The 19,339-nt window shown below is 42.0% G+C and carries 19 protein-coding genes and 1 tRNA gene; 12 read left to right on the plus strand and 8 right to left on the minus strand.

Annotated elements, in window-relative coordinates:
* Positions 1-827: glycosyltransferase family 2 protein (locus M595_RS16165; protein WP_040484210.1), on the minus strand; the 827-nt coding region annotated here is incomplete at its 3' end.
* 260 nt (positions 828-1,087) lie between these two features.
* Here M595_RS16165 and ebsA point away from each other — a divergent pair.
* The 3 genes from ebsA (at position 1,088) to pirA (ending at position 3,445) form a co-directional block, all read left to right on the plus strand.
* Positions 1,088-1,477 (plus strand): type IV pilus biogenesis protein EbsA, encoded by a 390-nt coding sequence (gene ebsA, locus M595_RS16170; RefSeq protein ID WP_009787932.1) that lies wholly within the window; start codon positions 1,088-1,090, stop codon positions 1,475-1,477.
* 180 nt (positions 1,478-1,657) lie between these two features.
* Complete coding sequence (locus M595_RS16175) at positions 1,658-2,749, plus strand: phosphotransacetylase family protein (protein WP_023067458.1); 1,092 nt, start codon at positions 1,658-1,660, stop codon at positions 2,747-2,749.
* Positions 2,750-3,289: 540 nt separating this feature from the next.
* Complete coding sequence (gene pirA / locus M595_RS31860) at positions 3,290-3,445, plus strand: arginine synthesis PII-interacting regulator PirA (protein WP_023067420.1); 156 nt, start codon at positions 3,290-3,292, stop codon at positions 3,443-3,445.
* Between the two features lie 56 nt (positions 3,446-3,501).
* Here the strand turns inward: pirA and M595_RS16180 are convergent, their stop codons facing one another.
* The 3 genes from M595_RS16180 to M595_RS16190 form a co-directional block, all read right to left on the minus strand.
* Complete coding sequence (locus tag M595_RS16180) at positions 3,502-4,878, minus strand: TldD/PmbA family protein (RefSeq protein WP_023067457.1); 1,377 nt, start codon at positions 4,876-4,878, stop codon at positions 3,502-3,504.
* 117 nt (positions 4,879-4,995) lie between these two features.
* Positions 4,996-5,080: transfer RNA gene (locus M595_RS16185), tRNA-Ser, on the minus strand.
* Between the two features lie 113 nt (positions 5,081-5,193).
* The gene (locus M595_RS16190) at positions 5,194-6,126 is read right to left on the minus strand and encodes a TIGR04168 family protein (protein ID WP_023067460.1); all 933 of its coding nucleotides are present in this window, start codon (positions 6,124-6,126) and stop codon (positions 5,194-5,196) included.
* Positions 6,127-6,308: 182 nt separating this feature from the next.
* On the opposite strand from M595_RS16190, the gene nadA reads away from it, so the two are divergent.
* The 6 genes from nadA to M595_RS16220 all read left to right on the plus strand — a co-directional run bounded on the left by nadA (position 6,309) and on the right by M595_RS16220 (position 11,371).
* Entirely contained in the window at positions 6,309-7,277 is a 969-nt protein-coding gene (nadA, locus tag M595_RS16195; protein ID WP_023067429.1) for a quinolinate synthase NadA, read from the plus strand.
* 159 nt (positions 7,278-7,436) lie between these two features.
* A complete protein-coding gene (locus M595_RS16200; protein ID WP_023067432.1) occupies positions 7,437-9,107 on the plus strand; it encodes an eCIS core domain-containing protein in 1,671 nt (556 codons plus the stop codon).
* A 25-nt stretch (positions 9,108-9,132) separates the two neighbouring features.
* Positions 9,133-9,720, plus strand: a complete 588-nt coding sequence (locus M595_RS16205; protein ID WP_023067430.1) for a TIGR04282 family arsenosugar biosynthesis glycosyltransferase — start codon at positions 9,133-9,135, stop codon at positions 9,718-9,720.
* Positions 9,721-9,827: 107 nt separating this feature from the next.
* Positions 9,828-10,532, plus strand: a complete 705-nt coding sequence (locus M595_RS16210) for a TIGR04283 family arsenosugar biosynthesis glycosyltransferase (RefSeq protein ID WP_023067410.1) — start codon at positions 9,828-9,830, stop codon at positions 10,530-10,532.
* A 121-nt stretch (positions 10,533-10,653) separates the two neighbouring features.
* On the plus strand, positions 10,654-11,145 hold the full coding sequence (locus M595_RS16215) for a photosystem I reaction center protein subunit XI (protein WP_023067428.1): 492 nt from the start codon (positions 10,654-10,656) through the stop codon (positions 11,143-11,145).
* Positions 11,146-11,254: 109 nt separating this feature from the next.
* Positions 11,255-11,371, plus strand: coding sequence for a photosystem I reaction center subunit VIII (locus M595_RS16220; protein WP_023067446.1), 117 nt, complete (start codon positions 11,255-11,257; stop codon positions 11,369-11,371).
* 221 nt (positions 11,372-11,592) lie between these two features.
* On the opposite strand, the gene M595_RS16225 is transcribed toward M595_RS16220, so the two are convergent.
* Together M595_RS16225 and M595_RS16230 are read right to left on the minus strand one after the other, a co-directional pair.
* Entirely contained in the window at positions 11,593-13,056 is a 1,464-nt protein-coding gene (locus M595_RS16225) for a hypothetical protein (RefSeq protein ID WP_023067462.1), read from the minus strand.
* 126 nt (positions 13,057-13,182) lie between these two features.
* Positions 13,183-14,370 (minus strand): ABC transporter ATP-binding protein, encoded by a 1,188-nt coding sequence (locus M595_RS16230; RefSeq protein ID WP_023067442.1) that lies wholly within the window; start codon positions 14,368-14,370, stop codon positions 13,183-13,185.
* 172 nt (positions 14,371-14,542) lie between these two features.
* Here M595_RS16230 and M595_RS16235 point away from each other — a divergent pair, with 172 nt between their 5' ends.
* Genes M595_RS16235 through M595_RS16245 form a run of 3 tightly spaced genes read left to right on the plus strand, consistent with a single transcriptional unit; the run spans position 14,543 to position 17,358 of the window.
* Positions 14,543-16,195 (plus strand): ABC transporter permease, encoded by a 1,653-nt coding sequence (locus tag M595_RS16235; protein ID WP_023067452.1) that lies wholly within the window; start codon positions 14,543-14,545, stop codon positions 16,193-16,195.
* Between the two features lie 48 nt (positions 16,196-16,243).
* Positions 16,244-16,504, plus strand: coding sequence for a DUF4058 family protein (locus M595_RS16240; protein ID WP_023067449.1), 261 nt, complete (start codon positions 16,244-16,246; stop codon positions 16,502-16,504).
* 29 nt (positions 16,505-16,533) lie between these two features.
* Positions 16,534-17,358: an HAD-IIB family hydrolase gene (locus tag M595_RS16245; RefSeq protein WP_023067459.1), complete on the plus strand. Its 825-nt coding sequence runs from the start codon at positions 16,534-16,536 to the stop codon at positions 17,356-17,358.
* 3 nt (positions 17,359-17,361) lie between these two features.
* On the opposite strand, the gene M595_RS16250 is transcribed toward M595_RS16245, so the two are convergent.
* Positions 17,362-17,985 (minus strand): cysteine dioxygenase family protein, encoded by a 624-nt coding sequence (locus M595_RS16250; RefSeq protein ID WP_023067451.1) that lies wholly within the window; start codon positions 17,983-17,985, stop codon positions 17,362-17,364.
* A 106-nt stretch (positions 17,986-18,091) separates the two neighbouring features.
* A complete protein-coding gene (locus tag M595_RS16255) occupies positions 18,092-19,201 on the minus strand; it encodes an NAD(P)/FAD-dependent oxidoreductase (RefSeq protein WP_023067447.1) in 1,110 nt (369 codons plus the stop codon).
* Between the last annotated feature and the right edge of the window lie 138 nt (positions 19,202-19,339).

Genomic DNA, 19,339 nt, shown 5'->3' on the forward strand with positions numbered 1-19,339 from the left:
CCTCCTAAGGCAATGCGCTGTTCTTGGAAAAATGAATCCAGTGCCATTTCTGCGGCTTGGCTTTGAGTCCAAAAATTGAGAGGGGCGTTAGAAATCGCTTTTCGGACTTGGACTGCACCAATTTGATCGCTGTCAAACAGAGGAACGACTTGCTGCAATAAATTGGGGGACACTTGAGCATCGGCATCAAATACCCCAATAAATTCACCTTGAGTTAAGGGTAAAACTTGATTGAGCGCCCCCGATTTTCCACCGACTCCATTTTGACGATGTAAAACATTGAGTTGCTCAAACTTTTCCGCCAGTTGATCTAATAAAAGGGGTGTGTTATCAGTGCTGTGATCGTCAATGATCCAAACTTCATAGGAGTCAGATGGATAATCGAGGTTGCACAAGTTTTCGACTAAATTGTGAATCACAGATTCTTCATTTTTGGCAGCCACGAGCAAAGAGACAAAGGGCCAATAGTCGCGATCACCTGTTGCCGTCTGATCAGACGATGGGTGACGATATCGGGTGAACAGGATACGCAACGAATGAATCGAAATTAACCCTGTTAAGCCGAAAATGAACCACGAACCCCAAGAAACGAGATGTAGGGTGATTGTTCCTCCCCAAATCATACTGAGGACTACAGCCGCTTTTCGGCGGCGTCCTTGATAAATTGAGGGTGAATTGGTCATCGGTTCGACTTGATGTTGAAAAGGGGAGTGAGGATCAATCGGATCGGTTTCTACCGTTTGATTTTCGGGGCTTGAGTCCCGGTGATGATGATAATCTGGGTTAGGGTTAGATGAATTTTTTCGTGTAGATGTCAATCGTCTCATATCTGATTTAACTGATGACTTGATCATTTTTTTGGCCAAGACTTCTTGGGCCTGGGATAATCTAATTTAACTCTTAATACTTACCTAAAATCATATTGGAAGCTGGCAAAACAACAACATTGAGATTTTACACCGTTGTTTTCTGGGGTACGGATCAAGGGTCAACTCAGGAAGGAAGAAAATTTTTGTCTCTAGAGTCATAACAGGGGGTTAAATGTCGGCTAAATTGGAAAGAATCGGTCTTTGCAGGAAATCTGAGAATGTCAAACTCCGCCACAGTCATCGCTCAACTCAAACCCGCCGAAAAGCGAGAGGTGATCGTCTATCAACCGTACTACGATGATAAAAGTCGTAGATATTTACCCCTATCGATTAGCCTGTATAAAGAGAAAAGTTTGGAAGGCGCTCGTAAAATTGACAGTGCTGAGGATATTCCTTTCGTCGCCACCTGGAATGTTTCTTCTCTACCTGCTGATCTCACCCGTTGTCGAGTCCAGTTTGATGGTAACGCTGATCTCAGCTATGAAGTCACTATGGCCAACTATGAGTTTATTCGCTATCTCATCGATGTCCTACAAAACTTTGGTCGCACTCGTACTATTGATTTTTCTCAAGAGTTTTACAAGCGTTTACTCCATTATGTTGAGTGAAAGACTCTCGGTATAGCGCTGAAGATCTCAGTGATTTCCAGACCCTGAAGATTTTCAATCTCTTGTAGATAGTATAGAATACCAGCATTCGCCTAAGCGTCCAATACTGGAAGTTCTAAAAAATTTCCCCAGGTTTTACACTCGGGGAGTAGTCAAAATGAGCATGGAGGAGTCAGTGACGTGGCTAAACCCGCCAAGTATCTATTAATCGGGTCAACTCAGCCTTTTAGTGGTAAGTCGGCAATTGCACTGGGGCTAGCCCCAAGGTTGCGATCACATAATATTCAAGTTGCCTATGGTAAACCGCTGGGAACCGAAATTGGTAATGCCGCAGAACCCTTCGATGCTGATGTTCAGTTTATCGCGACTACGTTAGGACTGTCTGCCGATCAGATTGGTTCACCTGTGGTGATGCTCACCGACAACGCAATACACAGCAGATTACAGGGAGAAGATACAACTAACTTTTGTCAGGCTCTCGCTTCCTCTGTACAAAGGTTAAAAGGGGATTTAATTTTGTTAGAAGGGCCGGGAACGCTACAACAAGGCAGTTTGTTTGATCTGTCTTTGTCGCAAATCGCCCATGAACTTGATGCTTCGGTGATGCTCGTTGAACGTTTGGAGTCTTCGGCCGCTATTGATGGTTTTCTTGTGGCGAAAGCTCAATTAGGCGATCGTCTCATGGGTATTTTAGTCAATGATTTGCCGGCCGAACGTCAGGAAATAATGACAAATTTTATTCAGCCTTTTCTCGAACGTGAAGGTATTCCTCTACTGGGGGTTTTGCCTCGAAATGCTCTGTTGCGAAGTGTGACGGTTGAAGATCTCGTTAAACAACTTCAGGCTCAAGTGCTTTGCGGTGGCGATCATTTGAATATGATGGTTGAAAGTCTCAGTGTTGGGGCGATGAATGTCAGTGCAGCCATGAAATATTTTGATCGCACTCGCAATATGGCGGTGGTGACTGGAGGCGATCGCACTGATATTCAGCTTGCAGCCCTGGAAAAATCAACCCATTGCTTGATCTTAACTGGACAAATCACTCCCGATCCGATGGTGTTAACTCGTGCTGAAGATCTAGAGGTTCCTGTGTTGTGTGTCGATCTCGATACTCTGACGACAGTGGAAACGATTGATCGGGCTTTTGGTCAAGTGCGAGTCCATGAACCCAGTAAGGTTGAGTGTATTACCCAACTGATGGCCGAGCATTTCGATTTTGATAGCTTGATGAAACACTTGGGTTTAGAAGCCCCTGTCCCTTCTAATCTCTAAGTCCAACGGTAAAAATTCAAATTCAATCTGCCCCCTGATAACTTGGCAGCGCCGTTTCCTGATCCCCCTAAAACTTGATTTGTGGGGAGGTAGGGAGGTAGTGAGTCCACCCCCGTGCGCGGGAACAAGCGCGTTGAGGGGAGTGGCGAACCCGTGCGCGGGAGGTAGGGAGGTAGGGAGGTAGGGAGGTAGGGAGGTAGGGAGGTAGGGAGGATTTTTATTCATAAAAAGTTATTTTTCATCGGAAAAAAGTCCTCTCCCGACCCCCCCATCACCCCATCACCCCATCCCCCCCGGCAATTTTTAACTCGGGAATCGAGTCAACTGCAAGCCCCGGCTTTTCAAGCAGGGGAACGGTTTACTGAGAATGAAACAGCCCCCTGACAACTTGGGGGCTTTTTTTATAACAAACTATATCTAAAAGCTGTATCTTAAGTTACAAAGTTTGAAGTTTTTGATCGACAGTCCTCCCATCATTCAGAAGAAAGGCTATACTAAAAGTAATGAATTACCACAACAAAAAAAGAAAAACTGTCCACCATGAACAAAAACTCCAACAAAAACTCCAACTCACTGGCTCAAACTCACCGAGCCAATATTCAGAAGCGTTTAGAACACCGTCTCGAAGTTGCCAGAGCCAAAGGCGATCAGAACTTAGTCCAGCTTTTAGAAGCCGAGAAACAACAGCTTCTTTGATAAAAATAGGCGGGTTCACTCACGCACCCGCTTCAAACTGCTGTTTGAAATGACGATTATCGACCACCAACCACAACATCTTTCATCCGAACGTGCGGCCCTCCTACACTGACCGGGAGAGGCATTTGACCGCTTTTTCCACAACCGCCATTAGAATAGCTTAAATCATTACCGATCGCTTCAATATCCTTAAGCGTTTGAAACACATTCCCTGTCAAGGTCACATCGCTTACAGGTTCAGCTAACTGACCATTACGAATCATATAGCCTTCAGCCGCAGCAAAGGTAAACATTTCGCCGTTCGTTTGGCCGCCTAACATTCGCACGGCATAAACCCCTTCATCGATATCAGCGATCATCTCCTCAAATGAGCGATCACCTGCTTCAATTGCAGTATTAGTCATTCTGACAATCGGCGGATAAGTCGCATTCAAAGCGCGAGCATTTCCCGTCGGAGATTCTTTTAGTTTACCTGCGGTTTCACGGTTATGTAACCGTTGAGTTAAAACCCCATTTTGAATCAAATATTTACGTTGGGCCCGAACTCCTTCGTCATCATAAAGAATCGAACCGGGTAAGTCAGGAATTGTGGCATCATCAATCACATTAAGCTGTTCAATTGCCATCGGTTTACCCAATTGCAGTAACTCCTGCATTCGAGGATTTTCATAAACAAAATCTGCTTCTGACAGATGACCAAAAGCTTCGTGAATAAAGACACCCGCCAAATAAGGATCAAGAACAACTGTATATTGACCGCCTTTTACAGACTGGGCTTCTAACTGACGAATAGCGCGTTCAGCAGCACTTTTAACTTGATCTTCGATGCCAATTAAAGCGTTATAATCAGAGCGAGAATTAATCGATTCAAAGCCTTGTCTGACCGTACCATTATTTGTGGCGATCGCACCAAATCGACCTGTGACATCCAGCCGTTCTTGGGTGATGCAACTGCCTTGAGAATTGACAAAATAGGTAATGCTAAAACGGTCACTATAACTAACCGCAGTGGTTTGAATGCGAGAGTCAAAATCTAAAAGAAGTTTATTATAATTTTCGATCAGTTGACGTTTTTCTTGTAGAGAAATTCCTCTAGGATCACGTCCCAATTTGACAGAAACTTGATCCTCAATCGGTTCAATCTCCGCAAGTTGAGTTGTTTCTTGACCGACTAAATAGGCTTGAGAAATCGCTTCAGTAATGCGAGTATCAAGTTCAGATAAACCATTAAAAGTGACAAAACTCCAACCCCCTTTGTGACAAGCGCGAACTCCACCCGCCAGGGAAAAGCTACGATTGACTGAATCTAGCTGAGAACCCCGAAAGGAAATTGATGTGGTTTCGCTTTGTTGGAGTCGAATTTCGAGATAATCTACGCGATCGCGATGGGTTTTGATCTGATCTCGCAATTGTTCTTCGATAGCCGTATTCACCTGTTCCAGTCCTTACGCGAAAGTGTTACATCCTTTACGATAACGTGTTGGGTTCACCGAAAGCTAGGGAAACAGAAACAGGCGATCGCATCGGGTTCAATGATTACAAAATTAGAACGGAGAGGGGGGGATTCGAACCCCCGGAGACTTTCGCCTCACTCGATTTCAAGTCGAGCGCATTCGACCACTCTGCCACCTCTCCAATTGATATTTTGTTTTGAGCTAGAGATCAGGAATTTGAGATTTCGTTTTCAATTTCAAAAGATTTCAAAAACGTTCTCAACCCTTGTCTCTAATTTCAAAGCTAATTTAAGATTATACCATAGGTGCAGCTTCGACAACAGGCTGAGGTTGACGATACAAAATTTCGGCTTCGGCGATCTGGGAATCGGGGTCAACCCATACTAATTTCGCTTCAGACACCTGACCTTTTTCCAATGTAACTAGAGAAAAGTTGCGTTGCTTCTGGTTATCTCTGTCTTTAATCCGGTTGACTCTGGCGGCATTTAGATATACAGTCCCCTCGGAACTCACATCAACACTTTTCCGCAGACGAGTTTTAGTATGGCGCAGATTATGGTGCATATGACCAAAGGTAACTAACGGAATTTGTTTTCCTAAAGCCCGTGTTTGAGCGATCGCGGAGGCAAAATCCGGATCACCGTAGTCTCCTCCAATGGGCTTCCAATCTCGGCCACAGGGGTCTTCTGGTGCGTCTCCGAGTCCGGTTGGGCCTGTATGACCTAAGAAAATCACGGTATTCTGAGTTGAACTTTGGGCGGCTTCGACTATGCGACGGGTTGAGTCTGCAAAACTATCGACTCCAAACCATTCTTGATAAAATTTTGCATATCTCCACTCTGGCCCTCCCCAAGTAAAGGGACGACTGCCGACGACTGTTAATTCAAGTTCGGGAAAATCTCGCTTTCCATAACCGACATGGGCTTCTCCAAACAGATCCATTTGCTGCTGTACCCAATTTTCTTGTTCGGGGTCATAGGGACAATGTTTGCGTCCCCAGTCGGTCATCGTATACCAAGCGTCATGGTTGCCAAAAACGGCTGCTTTCGGTAGGTCTAAGTCCGCGATCGCTCGGACGACTTCGACGGCCTCGTTACCATAATCCCCCACAAACAGCACTAAATCAACGCCTAATTGTTGGAGGGCGATTCCGTCTTCTTCCTCCCATTGGTTGTGTACATCACCAACGACAGCAATCTTAATCGCTTTTTTACAATTTTGATTCATCTCTTACTCTCTTGCCTCTCTTGATCTAGGATAGGCAATTCCAGACCTTTTTTGAACTGTATTTTTGAATTGTGGTGTCGATCGCAACAGACAAGTCACCTCGATCTACGGCATATTTTGGTGAAATCAACTATAATTAGTAGTTACGTTTTGTTAACTCATTGAACAAAGAGGACGCATTCATGTTTACAACCACAGTCTATCGGCAAGCAAAACCCCAAACAACCCCGGATGACTTGTTTACCGCCATCAATGATCTCAAGCGAAAGTTAAATGCGGTTGTCCTAGCCCACTACTACCAAGATCCAGATATTCAGGATGCGGCTGATTATATCGGAGATTCTCTGGGTTTGTCTCGCCAAGCGGCTGAAACAAGCGCTGATGTGATTGTATTTGCGGGGGTTCATTTTATGGCAGAAACGGCTAAAATTATTAACCCCGAAAAATTAGTATTATTACCGGATTTAGAAGCAGGATGTTCACTGGCCGATACTTGTCCACCGGAAGAATTTGCCCAGTTTAAAGCGGCACACCCTGATCACATTGTTGTGTCTTATATCAACTGTAGTGCAGCCATTAAAGCGATGAGTGATATTATCTGCACCAGTTCAAATGCGGTTGATATTGTGCGACAAATTCCTAAAGATCAACCGATTATTTTTGCCCCAGATCGCAATTTAGGTCGTTATGTAATGACTGAAACAGGTCGAGATTTAGTGTTGTGGCAAGGGGCTTGTATGGTGCATGAAAACTTCTCAGAAAAGAAAATTGTTCAGCTAAAAATCGAATACCCGCAAGCGGAAGTGATTGCCCATCCTGAATGTGAAGAACCTGTTCTGCGTCATGCGGATTATATTGGTTCAACGACAGCATTATTGAAATATGCCAAGCAAAGCGATAGTTCAGAATTTATTGTGGCAACTGAACCGGGAATTATTCACCAAATGCAAAAAGAAGCCCGTGATAAACAGTTTATTCCTGCCCCACCGATGAACAGTTGTGCTTGCAATGAATGTCCGCATATGCGTTTGAATACCCTAGAAAAACTTTATCTAGCGATGGAAAATAGAACGCCAGAGATTACCCTTCCTGAAAATATAAGGGTTGCTGCTTTAAAGCCGATTCAGCGAATGTTAGCAATGAGTCATTAAAGTAATCGAAAAGTGATCGAAAAGTTATAGGGTGGGCAATGCCCACTCTAAATCTAATCTAAATGTAAAATTCACTTCAGTAATTGCTTCTCATTGAAGACTAAGATGAGAACAGTGATAGCCAAGAGTTTGTCACTGAAACAGTTACAGGAATTTTAAATGACTTATCAGCAGTCGAACCCCAACTCAAAAGGCACCCGTTGCTTTTTTCAGTGGACAGTTATCCGCCCATTTTTTCAACAGCAAACAAAAGGCGAGGAAACTGAAAATTCTGTAGCTGTTCAAATCTTCCCGACTCTAGAAAATACAACGGGTATACCTGATGATCTTAAAGCAGGTATTGAACATCTCTGCGGCTTTTCGATTGATGATGTCAAAGTTCATTATAATTCTGCTAAACCTGCGGAATTGCAAGCATTAGCCTATACTCAAGATCAAGATATCTACATCGGGCCTGGTCAAGAAGAACATTTACCCCATGAAGTTTGGCACGTTGTTCAACAAATGCAGGGTCGAGTTCAGTCTACTTTGGAAGTTGAAAATATATCTGTAAATGATAATGAACTTCTGGAAAAAGAAGCAGATATCATGGGGAAAAAAGCAGATCAATTTATTGTTGATCTAGAGAATAGCTTAAGTTTTCCGAAGCCTGTTCAAGAATTCGGAAATATTGTTCAAAGAAAGATCGGTCTAGAAATAGAAGTTCCGATGGATTTGCAGAAGGGAAATCTCAAAACAGAACAGGAAAGAAAAGAAGTCTCTCCCTTTAAAACAAAAAGTCGAGAATTACCTTTTATTCCAGCTAATGATCGGCGTATTCACAAGGGTGAATCTGCTATTATGAATGGTAACTCTTGGAAACTAACGTCGGATGGTTACGAGGATAGTTGGTATTGTGAATATATTACTGATGCGGTTAATGAGACGCAAAACCCACAAGAATTAACTCATATTGTTAAAGATCTAGAAAACTGGGTCAGCGAGAATTTAGTGAATTTGGAAACCGGAGAATATATTCAACTCCCTGAAGATTATGTTGTCGGATGGCATCCTTTTCAAAAGGGTAATGAGATCTTAGGATCATTTCATGTAACGGCAGGTTTGAGGATTGATCGTATTTTTGAGATGTTACAAAAACTTGCCGAAATGATTGAAATTACGGATGTAAAAAATGAGGAAGATTATCAGGGATTAGCCATTGGAAAGGCTGATCAAATTGTGATTAGTCAGGCTGTTCATCAAACTCAAACTCTGAATGAATCTTTAGAATATAAAGGTCTTGTTGCTTTGATGGGATGTTATGTTGGGGGTCAATATCGATTTATCAATCACCAGCATCCAGAAATGAGTTTACACCCTAAAATTAGAACAGGTAAAATGTTAGTACCTGTGTTAAGTCGAACAAATTTGGGAAAGATTCGACAAGAGGTGAATATTGACAAGCAAGAAGATTTTTTAAATCATATTTTAATCGCAGCAGGAATGACTGCAAAACAAGCCAATATACCTCTTTTTCCTCATAGTTTGACGGCTGGAAAAGAAACAGGTCGAAGTATAGATGCTAATCCAGAAATCAGTATTTCTGAGTGGGTGAATGGAGTGTTTAATGGTGAAGATCAACAATGGTCTGATCAAGATTTTGCGATGGAATCTGTTGGCCCCGAATGGGAAACGACTTCTCCTGAAAGGGTTTCTGTCACTCACCGCAAGCAAGGTGCCGTTTTAGAAATCCGTAGTTTTGACTCTAATAGCCTTCCTATTGATCAATGGGGAGACTTTACAACTGAGGTCGTTTTGTTGTTTACTAAGTTGAATGAATTTCGTCAATAGGTGATTTTGATTTGACCTGGAATTAATGCAACATCTGATTATTTTTACTCGCTATCCGGAACCGGGAACAACAAAAACCCGATTAATTCCGGCTTTGGGGGCAGAAGGTGCGGCTAAATTTCATCGCCAAATGACTGAAAAAACAGTTAAAATGGTGAGAGAATTTGCTGCATCTTATCCGGTTTCTACTGAAATTCGTTATACAGGCGGAAATCTGGCATTGATGCAAGCGTGGTTAGGTGTAGATTTACGGTACAGTTTGCAGGGAAGTGGAGATTTAGGTGATCGCCTACGAGAGTCATTTCGAGAAGCTTTTGAGTTAAAAAAAACGGCGGTAATGGCGATTGGAACTGACTGTCTGGATTTGAGTCTTGAGATTTTGTCTGAGGCATTTGATCAGCTAAAACAACAAGATATTATTTTAGGGCCTGCGGATGATGGCGGTTATTATTTAATTGGATTGAGTCGGTTATTTCCAGAAGTATTTTCCGGGATTAGTTGGGGAAGTTCTGAGGTTTTTCAGCAAACTTTAACGGTTTGTCAACAGTTAGATTTATTAGTTGGATTTCTACCGCAGTTAGCGGATATTGATCGTCCTGAAGATTTAAAATAATCTCTTATCTATCTCTCATCTAAGTTGAGGGTATTTCTCAGTCAAAACAATTAAAACAACAAACATAAGCGTTATGGGTGTTACACTTTGAACCCTCAAAAGACCTAATGAATGAAGCAAAAATTTCTATCATTATTCCTGTTTTAAATGAGGAAAAAACCATCACATCTGTGCTAGCAAAATTGATAAATTCTCCTCATATTCAAATCATTATTGTAGATGGCGGCAGTGTAGATAATACAATAAAAGTCGCCGAGATATTCAGGCAAAATACAGATGTCGAAGTGCAAATTTTAGAAACAGTTCGAGGACGCGCCCATCAGATGAATATGGGGGCAAAATCAGCAACAGGGGAAATTTTACTATTTTTACACGCCGACACACAATTGCCCGATAGGTTTGAGAAGTGGGTGCGTCAGGTACTTGATGAACCGAATGTGATTGCGGGGGCGTTTGAACTGAAAATAACGGCATCTGTGAGGGGGTTGCGTTGGGTAGAACAAGGTGTAAAATGGCGATCGCACTTTCTCCAAATGCCTTACGGAGATCAGGCGATTTTTTTGAAAGCTAGCACTTTTTGGGACGTGGGTGGCTTTCGGGAACTCCCTCTGATGGAAGATTTTGAACTGGTTAATCAGTTACGGCGACGGGGAAAAATTGCCCTTGTCCCTGTGGCGGTGACGACTTCGGGGCGACGTTGGCAAAAGTTAGGGGTCTTGCGGACAACGTTAATCAATCAAATAATCATTATCGCCTATTTGTTGGGCGTTTCTCCGAGCAGACTCGCAAATTGGTACCGAAGTAAACATTAATGAACAAAGATGTGAACTTTTTTAACGCTCCTGTTGATTTGTGCGACTAGATGACTCATGGATGCGTAAAATATGAGCTTAAGTTTACTACAAATTGTCAAGCATACAGGAGAAAATCAATATGAGTGCGGCTAGTGACGCCAGAGATTCTGGATTTGCTCAACCCTATAAAGGTGATCCCTTCACTGGACACCTGTCTACACCTATCAGTGATTCTGATTTTACACGGGCATTTATCGGTAATTTACCTGCCTATCGCAAAGGCCTTTCTCCCCTACTTCGGGGCTTAGAAATTGGCATGGCTCATGGCTATTTTCTGATTGGCCCCTGGGTCAAACTTGGGCCATTACGCGATAGTGCGACTGCCAACTTAGGTGGATTAATTTCCGGAATTGCTCTGATTTTAATTGCAACCGCTTGTTTATCGGCTTATGGGTTAGTTTCCTTCCAGAAAAAATCTGAAGGTGCTGATTTCTTGCAGACTTCTGAAGGCTGGAGTCAATTTGCAGGTGGCTTCTTTATTGGTGGAATGGGTAGTGCTTTTGTTGCCTTTTTCCTCTTGGAAAATTTCTCGGTTGTTGATGATATTTTCCGAGGAATTGTTAACAACTAATTCCCCCTCTGAGTTGAATTTTTGAACTTGACTAACCTTTAACACGGGTTAAAGCAACTTAGTCTAGTTTCGGTTACAATCTTGCTACTGTGAAATAGGAGAATTTAAGATGACAGGTTCATACGCTGCTGCATATTTGCCCTGGATTTTGATTCCAGTTGTTACCTGGTTACTGCCCGTTGTAATTATGGGTTTGCTGTTCATTCACATTGAAAGCGAAGCCTAAAACTATCGCTTAAGTAAACAAAAATCCTCCACTAAACAAACAGTTGGGGGATTTTTTTATGTATACCATCAAGAGAAACAATCAAAACCACTATAAAAAGAGACTAAGATTAACTCTGACTTATAGAAAAGATAGCAGTAGGGACATCAAAGACTAGATATCTTTACTTTTTGTTTAATAAAGAATAACCGTTTGATGCGCCCTATTTTTAACTCAACAATTTAATGGGAGAACGTGTTATGACGCCATTTTCCTAGATGAGATTCTGCAATACTGGCTAGACGTCTTAAGTCGATGATTTCTTGTCGTAAATTGTTGATTGTTTTTTCTTGTTCTTCTACTTTTTGTTTTAATGCTCCATAACTTTCTCCTGAGTCATTGAACCCTATGTTTGTTTTTAAGTGATGAGAAATAGTCTGAGGTTGGTGATTGTTTTGAGTCTGACTTGAAGAATGTTCTACAGAAACGACCGCATGAGATTTTGTCGTTGCTGAAGCGAGACTCTGAGCGAGTTGGGTTTCAAGTTCAGGGATGCGAGTGAGTTGATGTTCTAAGTGAGTGATTGAAACATTTTGATGTTCTAATTGATGTCTCAACTCCAAAACTTTAGATTGCTGTTGTTTTAATTGTTGTTCGAGTTGTTGTTGTAACTGTTGATAATCTTGAGTCGGAACAGTTTCAGCCAATTGCAGTTCTAACTGTTGAACAGTTTCGAGTTGGGTTTCTAACTGTTGTTGTAACTGTTGATAATCTTGAGTCGGAACAGTTTCAGCCAATTGCAGTTCTAACTGTTGAACAGTTTCGAGTTGGGTTTCTAACTGTTGTTGTAACTGTTGATAATCTTGAGTCGGAACAGTTTCAGCCAATTGCAGTTCTAACTGTTGAACAGTTTCGAGTTGGGTTTCTAACTGTTGTTGTAACTGTTGATAATCTTGAGTCGGAACAGTTTCAGCCAATTGCAGTTCTAACTGTTGAACAGTTTCGAGTTGGGTTTCTAACTGTTGTTGTAACTGTTGATAATCTTTAGTGGGAACAGTTTCAGCCAGTTGTGTTTCTAACTGTTGCTCTAAATTTTGAACAGTTTCGAGTTGTTGTTCTAACTGTTGTTGTAACTGTTGATAATCTTGAGTCGGAACAGTTTCAGCCAGTTGTGTTTCTAACTGTTGCTCTAAATTTTGAACAGTTTCGAGTTGGGTTTCTAACTGTTGTTGTAACTGTTGATAATCTTGAGTCGGAACAGTTTCAGCCAGTTGTGTTTCTAACTGAGACAGTTTAGTGAGTTGTTGTTCTAAATGGTTAATGGTGTTTGCTTGTTCCTCTGATTGATGTTGAAGCGTTTGATAGCGTTCTTGGAGTTTAACCAAATCATTATTATCTTGATTGGGAGAGGGTTGACTTGCTTCACTTTCGACTTGGGGATCAACAGATTCTTGCTCTGAATTGGTGACTGAGTTGATGACTTTTGCGTCTGCTTTTGTCGCTAGTGTAATAGTTGTTTCGCTACCACTTTCCGAAACATCAAACTGACCTCTAGCAATGCGTTCAACGAACTCAGATCTTGATAAACCAAGCTGTTTAGCAATGTCACCCAACCGCTTCGCCCCAGTAGGAGTCAAAGATACCCCGACTTTTACCTTGCTTTCTGAATACAAGGTTGGAACCCCACGTTTTTTCTTTCTTGACATTGCTTTCTCCTCAGCATTTTAACGTTAATACTGTATTAAAAGTATAGTTGCTGAGTGGGAGCAAAGATTTCTAAGATTTGTAACGTTATCCTCCTTGTCGATGAAGAACTGATTTTGATGCGATTTTCACCTCTTGACGCGAACAAAAGGTTTCCAATTAGATTGAGTTGACTTTGACTTCGCAGGAAACACTTGCACCGCATCGTTGGCAACAGAGACATTAACTCGCATTCCAATCGATAAAGCTGCGCCTGATCTCGTTCTAGCGACTAATTCTTGTCCAGAGGGAACTTGTAAACTATAATGAAGTTCTCGCCCTAAAAATTGACGATCACGAATGATTACAGGTGCATCTTCATCGGGTTTAAGAATAAAATCTTCCTGACGCACCATCAGTTCCACTTGCTCTAAATTTTTGCTATTGCCGTTCAATGCCTGTTCAATTATATTACCATCAATGGCAAAACATCCGACTTCTGTTTCCCAAACATCCCCCCGACGTTGAGCCGGAATAAAGTTAGCCTGCGTCACAAATTCAGCCACAAACCGAGAAGCAGGTTGTTGATAAATTTCTTCAGGGGTGCCACATTGTTCGAGACATCCAGAACGCATGACCGCCACCCAGTCGGAAATAGACAGCGCTTCTTCTTGGTCGTGAGTCACAAATATTGCAGAAGTTCCTGCTGCTTTGATAATATCTCGTAACTCTTGGCGAAGTCGGTGACGAACCTGAACATCAAGGTTACTCAAGGGTTCATCGAGAAGGACTAAAGCGGGACGAGGCGCCAAGGCGCGAGCTAATGCGACCCGTTGCTGTTGACCCCCAGAGAGTTCGTGAGGGTAACGGTTTCCCAACCCCGACAACCCGACCAACCCTAAAGCGTCACTGACTCGCTGTTTAACGTCTTCTTTTGACCGCAGCACGCGGTCATCGGCAAGCCCCGCCTTTTGAAGGCGGGGAACCGATGACTTTTTCTTGATATTTTGCAAGCCAAACGCCACATTTTTCTCAACACTCAAATGCGGAAACAGGGCGTAGTCCTGAAATACCATTCCCACATCCCGTTGCTCTGGAGGAAGCCAACAGTCTGGACTCGCAACGACCTGTTCGGCTATTGTAATAATTCCAGATTGAGGTTGCTCAAATCCAGCAATCATTCTCAATAGTGTTGTTTTCCCACAACCCGAGGGTCCTAATAACCCTAAGATGTCCCCTTGAGCTAAGTTCAGCGAGACTTTTTGAACCGCAGGGATCTCTTGACGCGAGAACTGCTTGCTAACTTGCTCTAAATGTAAAATCACAGACTGGCCCATGTTCAACTTGACTAACCCAACTCCTATATTTAGACTAGCTTATTGCAATTTTAAATCAAAAAGCTGCGATTAATACTACTCTGTTCTTAAGATACCTTCGCATTAATATTCTGTAAAATTTTGTAGAGTGTGCTACAACGGGTCATCATTGTTAACCCCATTGAGGAAAAGAATGTTTCGGGTTTTTCGCTTTAACGCTTGGACAGCTTTTGTGACGGTTATCGCCCTGCTGATTGCCAGTCCGGTTTTATTTGTTCTCAGTAGTATTTTCACCAACTCTAGCCAAATTTGGGGTCATCTGGCGGCGACTGTCCTACCCGGTTATCTCAAAAACTCATTCATTCTCATGTTGGGTGTGGGTTTTGGCGTTTTTATCGTGGGGGTGGGAACCGCTTGGCTGGTGACAATGTGTCGTTTTCCGGGGAGTCGTTGGTTTGAATTTCTGTTGTTGCTACCTCTGGCGGCGCCGGCATATATATTAGCCTACGTCTACACCGAATGGTTAGAATTTTATGGCCCGGTTCAAAGCAGTTTAAGAGCGATTTTTGGTTGGACAGCGGTAGGAGATTATTGGTTTCCCAGTATTCGTTCTATGGTCGGAGCGATCGCCCTACTCATTTTAACCCTTTATCCTTACGTTTATCTATTAGTACGAGTCTCATTTTTAGAACAAGCAACCTGTATGTTAGAGGCGAGTCGATGTCTCGGTTGTAACCCGTGGCGAAGTTTTCTCACCATTGCTTTACCTCTCGCTAGACCTGCGATTATGGCGGGTTTGGCTTTGGCTTTAATGGAAACGTTAAATGACTTTGGTACTGTTCAATATTTCGGAGTTAATACATTTACAACTGGAATTTATCGCACCTGGTTCGGCATGGGAGAACGGGTCGCAGCGGCTCAACTTGCGGCTGTTTTAATGTTGTTTATTTTAGGTTTAATTTTACTTGAACTTTGGTCACGCCGTCAAGCTAAATATTATCAAAGTAACAGCCGATTTAAACAGTTAAATCCGTTTAAACTTCAGGGAATCAGAGCGGGACTTGCTTTTTTAACTTGTTTTATTCCGGTATTTTTAGGATTGTTGCTTCCGGGAATATTGCTGTTTAAAATGACCCTGGAAAATCTAGAAACTGTTTTTGATAGACGCTTTTTTGAGTTTGCCGGAAATAGCTTACTGGTTGCGACCCTAACCGGATGTTTGGCGATAGTAATTGCTCTAATTATGGCTTATGGTGTCCGGCTACAACCCAGTTTAGGAATGCGGTTCTCGGTACAAATTGCGGCGATGGGTTATGCGATACCGGGTTCTGTAATTGCGGTGGGCATTTTAATTCCTTTGGGTCGATTTGATAATGCGATTGATAGCTTTATGCGGGCAACATTTGGCATTTCTACGGGGTTATTATTCAGTGGAACTATTACCGCTTTAATCTTTGCTTATTTAGTACGATTTTTAGCCGTTTCTTTTGGGGCGGTGAACTCTAGTTTGAGTAAAATTAAACCGAGTTTAGATGATGCTGCCCGCAGTTTAGGTCATAACCCAAGCAGTACCTTAATTAAGGTTCATGCACCGATTATGGGGAGCGGTTTATTAACTGCTGGAATGCTAACCTTTGTTGATGTAATGAAAGAGTTACCTGCAACTTTAGTCGTGCGACCTTTTAATTTTGATACCTTAGCCGTGCGAGTTTATAATTTAGCCGCAGATGAACGCCTCGCAGAAGCCGCAGGGCCAGCATTAGCCTTAGTTGCTGTCGGAATGATTCCGGTTCTTTTTATGAGTTTGAAAATTGCTCAATCTCGTCAGAATTCGGTTGATTTGTAACCGGAAAATGATATAATTTTTCTAAATTAAGTTGCAGGAATTTGAGTGATGCTCTCTCCTTTTCCTGGAATAAACCCTTATTTAGAGCAATTTTTGTCTGGTGTTCATCATCGACTGATTACTGCGATCGCTAATTCTGTTGCACCTCAAATTCGACCTAAATATATTGTTGCAGTCGAAGAACGAATCTATAAAACTGTTGCAGATAGTTCAGTATTAGTGGGAATCAGTTATGTTTCTGTAGCCCGTTTAACACCAGAAGATGCAGCCTGGGTTGATCGTCAACTTCGCGATCGCCAATTGAGGTAAACTTATATATTGGTGTTCGGTGTGGGAATATGCTACTGATTTTTACAGATTTGGATGGAACGTTACTCAACTCCGACGATTATCGCTATGACGCGGCTTTACCTGTGCTTAAACAACTCCAAGATCTGAAAATCCCGGTGATTCCTGTTACCAGTAAAACCCGATCTGAAGTTGAAGTTATCCGCGAACAAATTGGATTAACGGATGCGTTTATTGTAGAAAATGGGAGTGCAGTTTTTATCCCGATTTCCGAACAAAATTTAGCTTTTCCCCAAACTCAAAACTGGGGTGATTATGATTTAATGCAGTTTGGTTTTAACTATACAGAAGCCCGTCAGGGACTTCAAAAATTAGCAGAGGCTTTAAATCAACCGTTAAAAGGGTTTGCAGACTTGAGTGAAGCCGACGTTCATCAGTTAACAGGTTTACCGCCAGAAGATGTAAAACGGGCGAAAAGTCGGGAGTTTAGCGAACCTTTTGTTACCCCGAAAAACTTCACCAGTCTAGAAATCGAACAAACGGTAAATAAGTTAGGATTTCAAGTGGTTGTGGGCGATCGCTTTTCTCATTTAATTGGTCAAGAAGCAGGAAAAGGAAAAGCAGTGCAATGGTTAATTCAACACTATCAAAATCATCAACCTCATGCTAAAATAATTACAGTGGGTTTGGGAAATAGCCCCAACGATTTGGCAATGTTAGAAGTTGTCGAAATTCCTATTATTATCCCCGGTCACAAAGGCCCTCATCCTGGTTTAGAAAATCGGGGATGGAAAGTGGCGACTGCATCCGGTTGTCAAGGGTGGGCAAATGCAGTCAGAGAAATTTGCAACTCGTTCAAGATTAACCTCAGCTAGCGATTAAAACGGCTTGGCTAAACGACTCTCGACATCAAACTGAAACCGCTTAGAAGCATTGGTTTCGCCGTACAAATTAAAGGTTAAAGAGGGTTCTTCCCCAACCGCTTCGATGTGATGAATGGCGTCAGAGGTAAAACTAATAATTTCCCCCTCGGTGAGAATTTGTTCTCCGACTTTTTCAATATTACCCGGAAAATCCGCAGAGGGTTGACGTTGCCAAAAGACATTTTTTTGTTGTCCTTTTAACACCGCCACAATTCCCCAAGTGCCATGATTGTGAATAGGAGAACCTCGACCGGGTAAGACCGTTTCTGTCTGGACAGTTAGGGGAAATCCCAACTCATCATACAACATAATAATCGAAGTTCCAGTTTTGGTGCAGGGTTCAGGAACTTGGGTTCTCAACCAATAGGAATTTGTAATTAATTGACGGACTAAGCGGCGTAAATCTGGTAAAAAATCAACTTCAGTTAGACCTTTTTCAAACCCTTCATTCAGCACATCTTCTATTTCTGTGAGAAAGCGATGTAAGCGATACTCACTTTTGAGTAAATCCCATTCTCTGGCTGATTTACAACGGTTACAGTTGCCATCTTCCCCAACTAGCCAATCCCGATTATTCATAGATTTCCTTTCGATAAAGACTTCAGGTGGCTGTTAACAGCGAACAATTTTCAATAATTAGTTTAAGTTAACATTTCCTCACTCACACATCTTAATACTTCTAACTTCAAATCCCTAATTTTTTTACAATCATTTTATGAATGGTTTGCGCCGTTGCCGGGGCTAATAAAACACCGTTGCGATAATGTCCGGTTGCCAATAAAATATTTTCAAATCCTGACAAATAATCAATCACGGGTGCAGGTCTTCCATCAGGACGAGGACGTAACCCCGACCATTGACGAATAATTTTCGCTTGAGATAACGCCGGACAAAGCCGAATTGCTCCTTCCATCACTTGATTCATTAGGGTTGTATCTGCTACAATTTCATCACTATCGTCTGGAAACTCAACCGTTGCACCGACCCAATATTCAGCATTTCCGAGGGGAACAATATGCACATCATCCCCAGAAATTACAGGTTCAATATTACTCAAAGGTTGAGATAATTTTAACTGTATTGCTTGTCCGAGAACCGGACGAATTTTAACGGATTTTTGATGATTTTCTGTCGGAAGCAAAGGTGTTGTTCCGAGTCCGGCAGAGACAATAATCCAATCAACATTTAATTCTCCACCTGTTGTTAAAAGTTGTGAACAAATTGATTGAGTTTGCTGACCATTAACGGTTTTAAAAGCTTCGACTTTCACCCCAAACTGAAAGTTAACCCCATTTCGTTGGGCGGCATCTACTAATGCTAAAGTTAAAGCAGTCGGATCAACTTGTCGATCTTGAGACGAATGTATCGCCCCGATCACATTTTCACAGTTAATTTGAGGATAGTTGGATTGAATTTGAGCGACATCTAACTGTTGTAAATCCCAGCCTTGAGTTTGACGAGTGGCGATTAATTCTTGCCATTTTTGTACATTTTCTCCGGCGAAACATAACATTAAAATCCCTTGACGATTAAACAAAATCGAACGACCTGTAATGTTTTCCAGTTCAGGAATTAACGTTTCATAACGCTGTAAACTGCTTGATCGCATTTGCCACGCCCGTCCTTTTGTTTTGTGGCTAATGGCTCCCATTAATACCCCTAATGCCGCCCCTGTAGAGGCTTGAGCGGGTTGTTGTTGATCGAGAACGGTGACGGTGAATTGAGGAATTTGGCTCAGTTCATAAGCAATTGTTGCCCCAACAACTCCACATCCAATTACAACAATATGAGTCATAATTTTTTAAATTTATTTTAAATTTATTTTAAATTTAATTATTAGCTTTAATTGACTTGAGTTTTGAACTGAATTAATACAAAATTTGCCGCAGACTAATATTGATCAATACAAAAAATCAATAGAACTCGTATTCAC

Source organism: Lyngbya aestuarii BL J (assembly GCF_000478195.2).
Classification (GTDB): Bacteria; Cyanobacteriota; Cyanobacteriia; order Cyanobacteriales; family Microcoleaceae; genus Capilliphycus; species Capilliphycus aestuarii.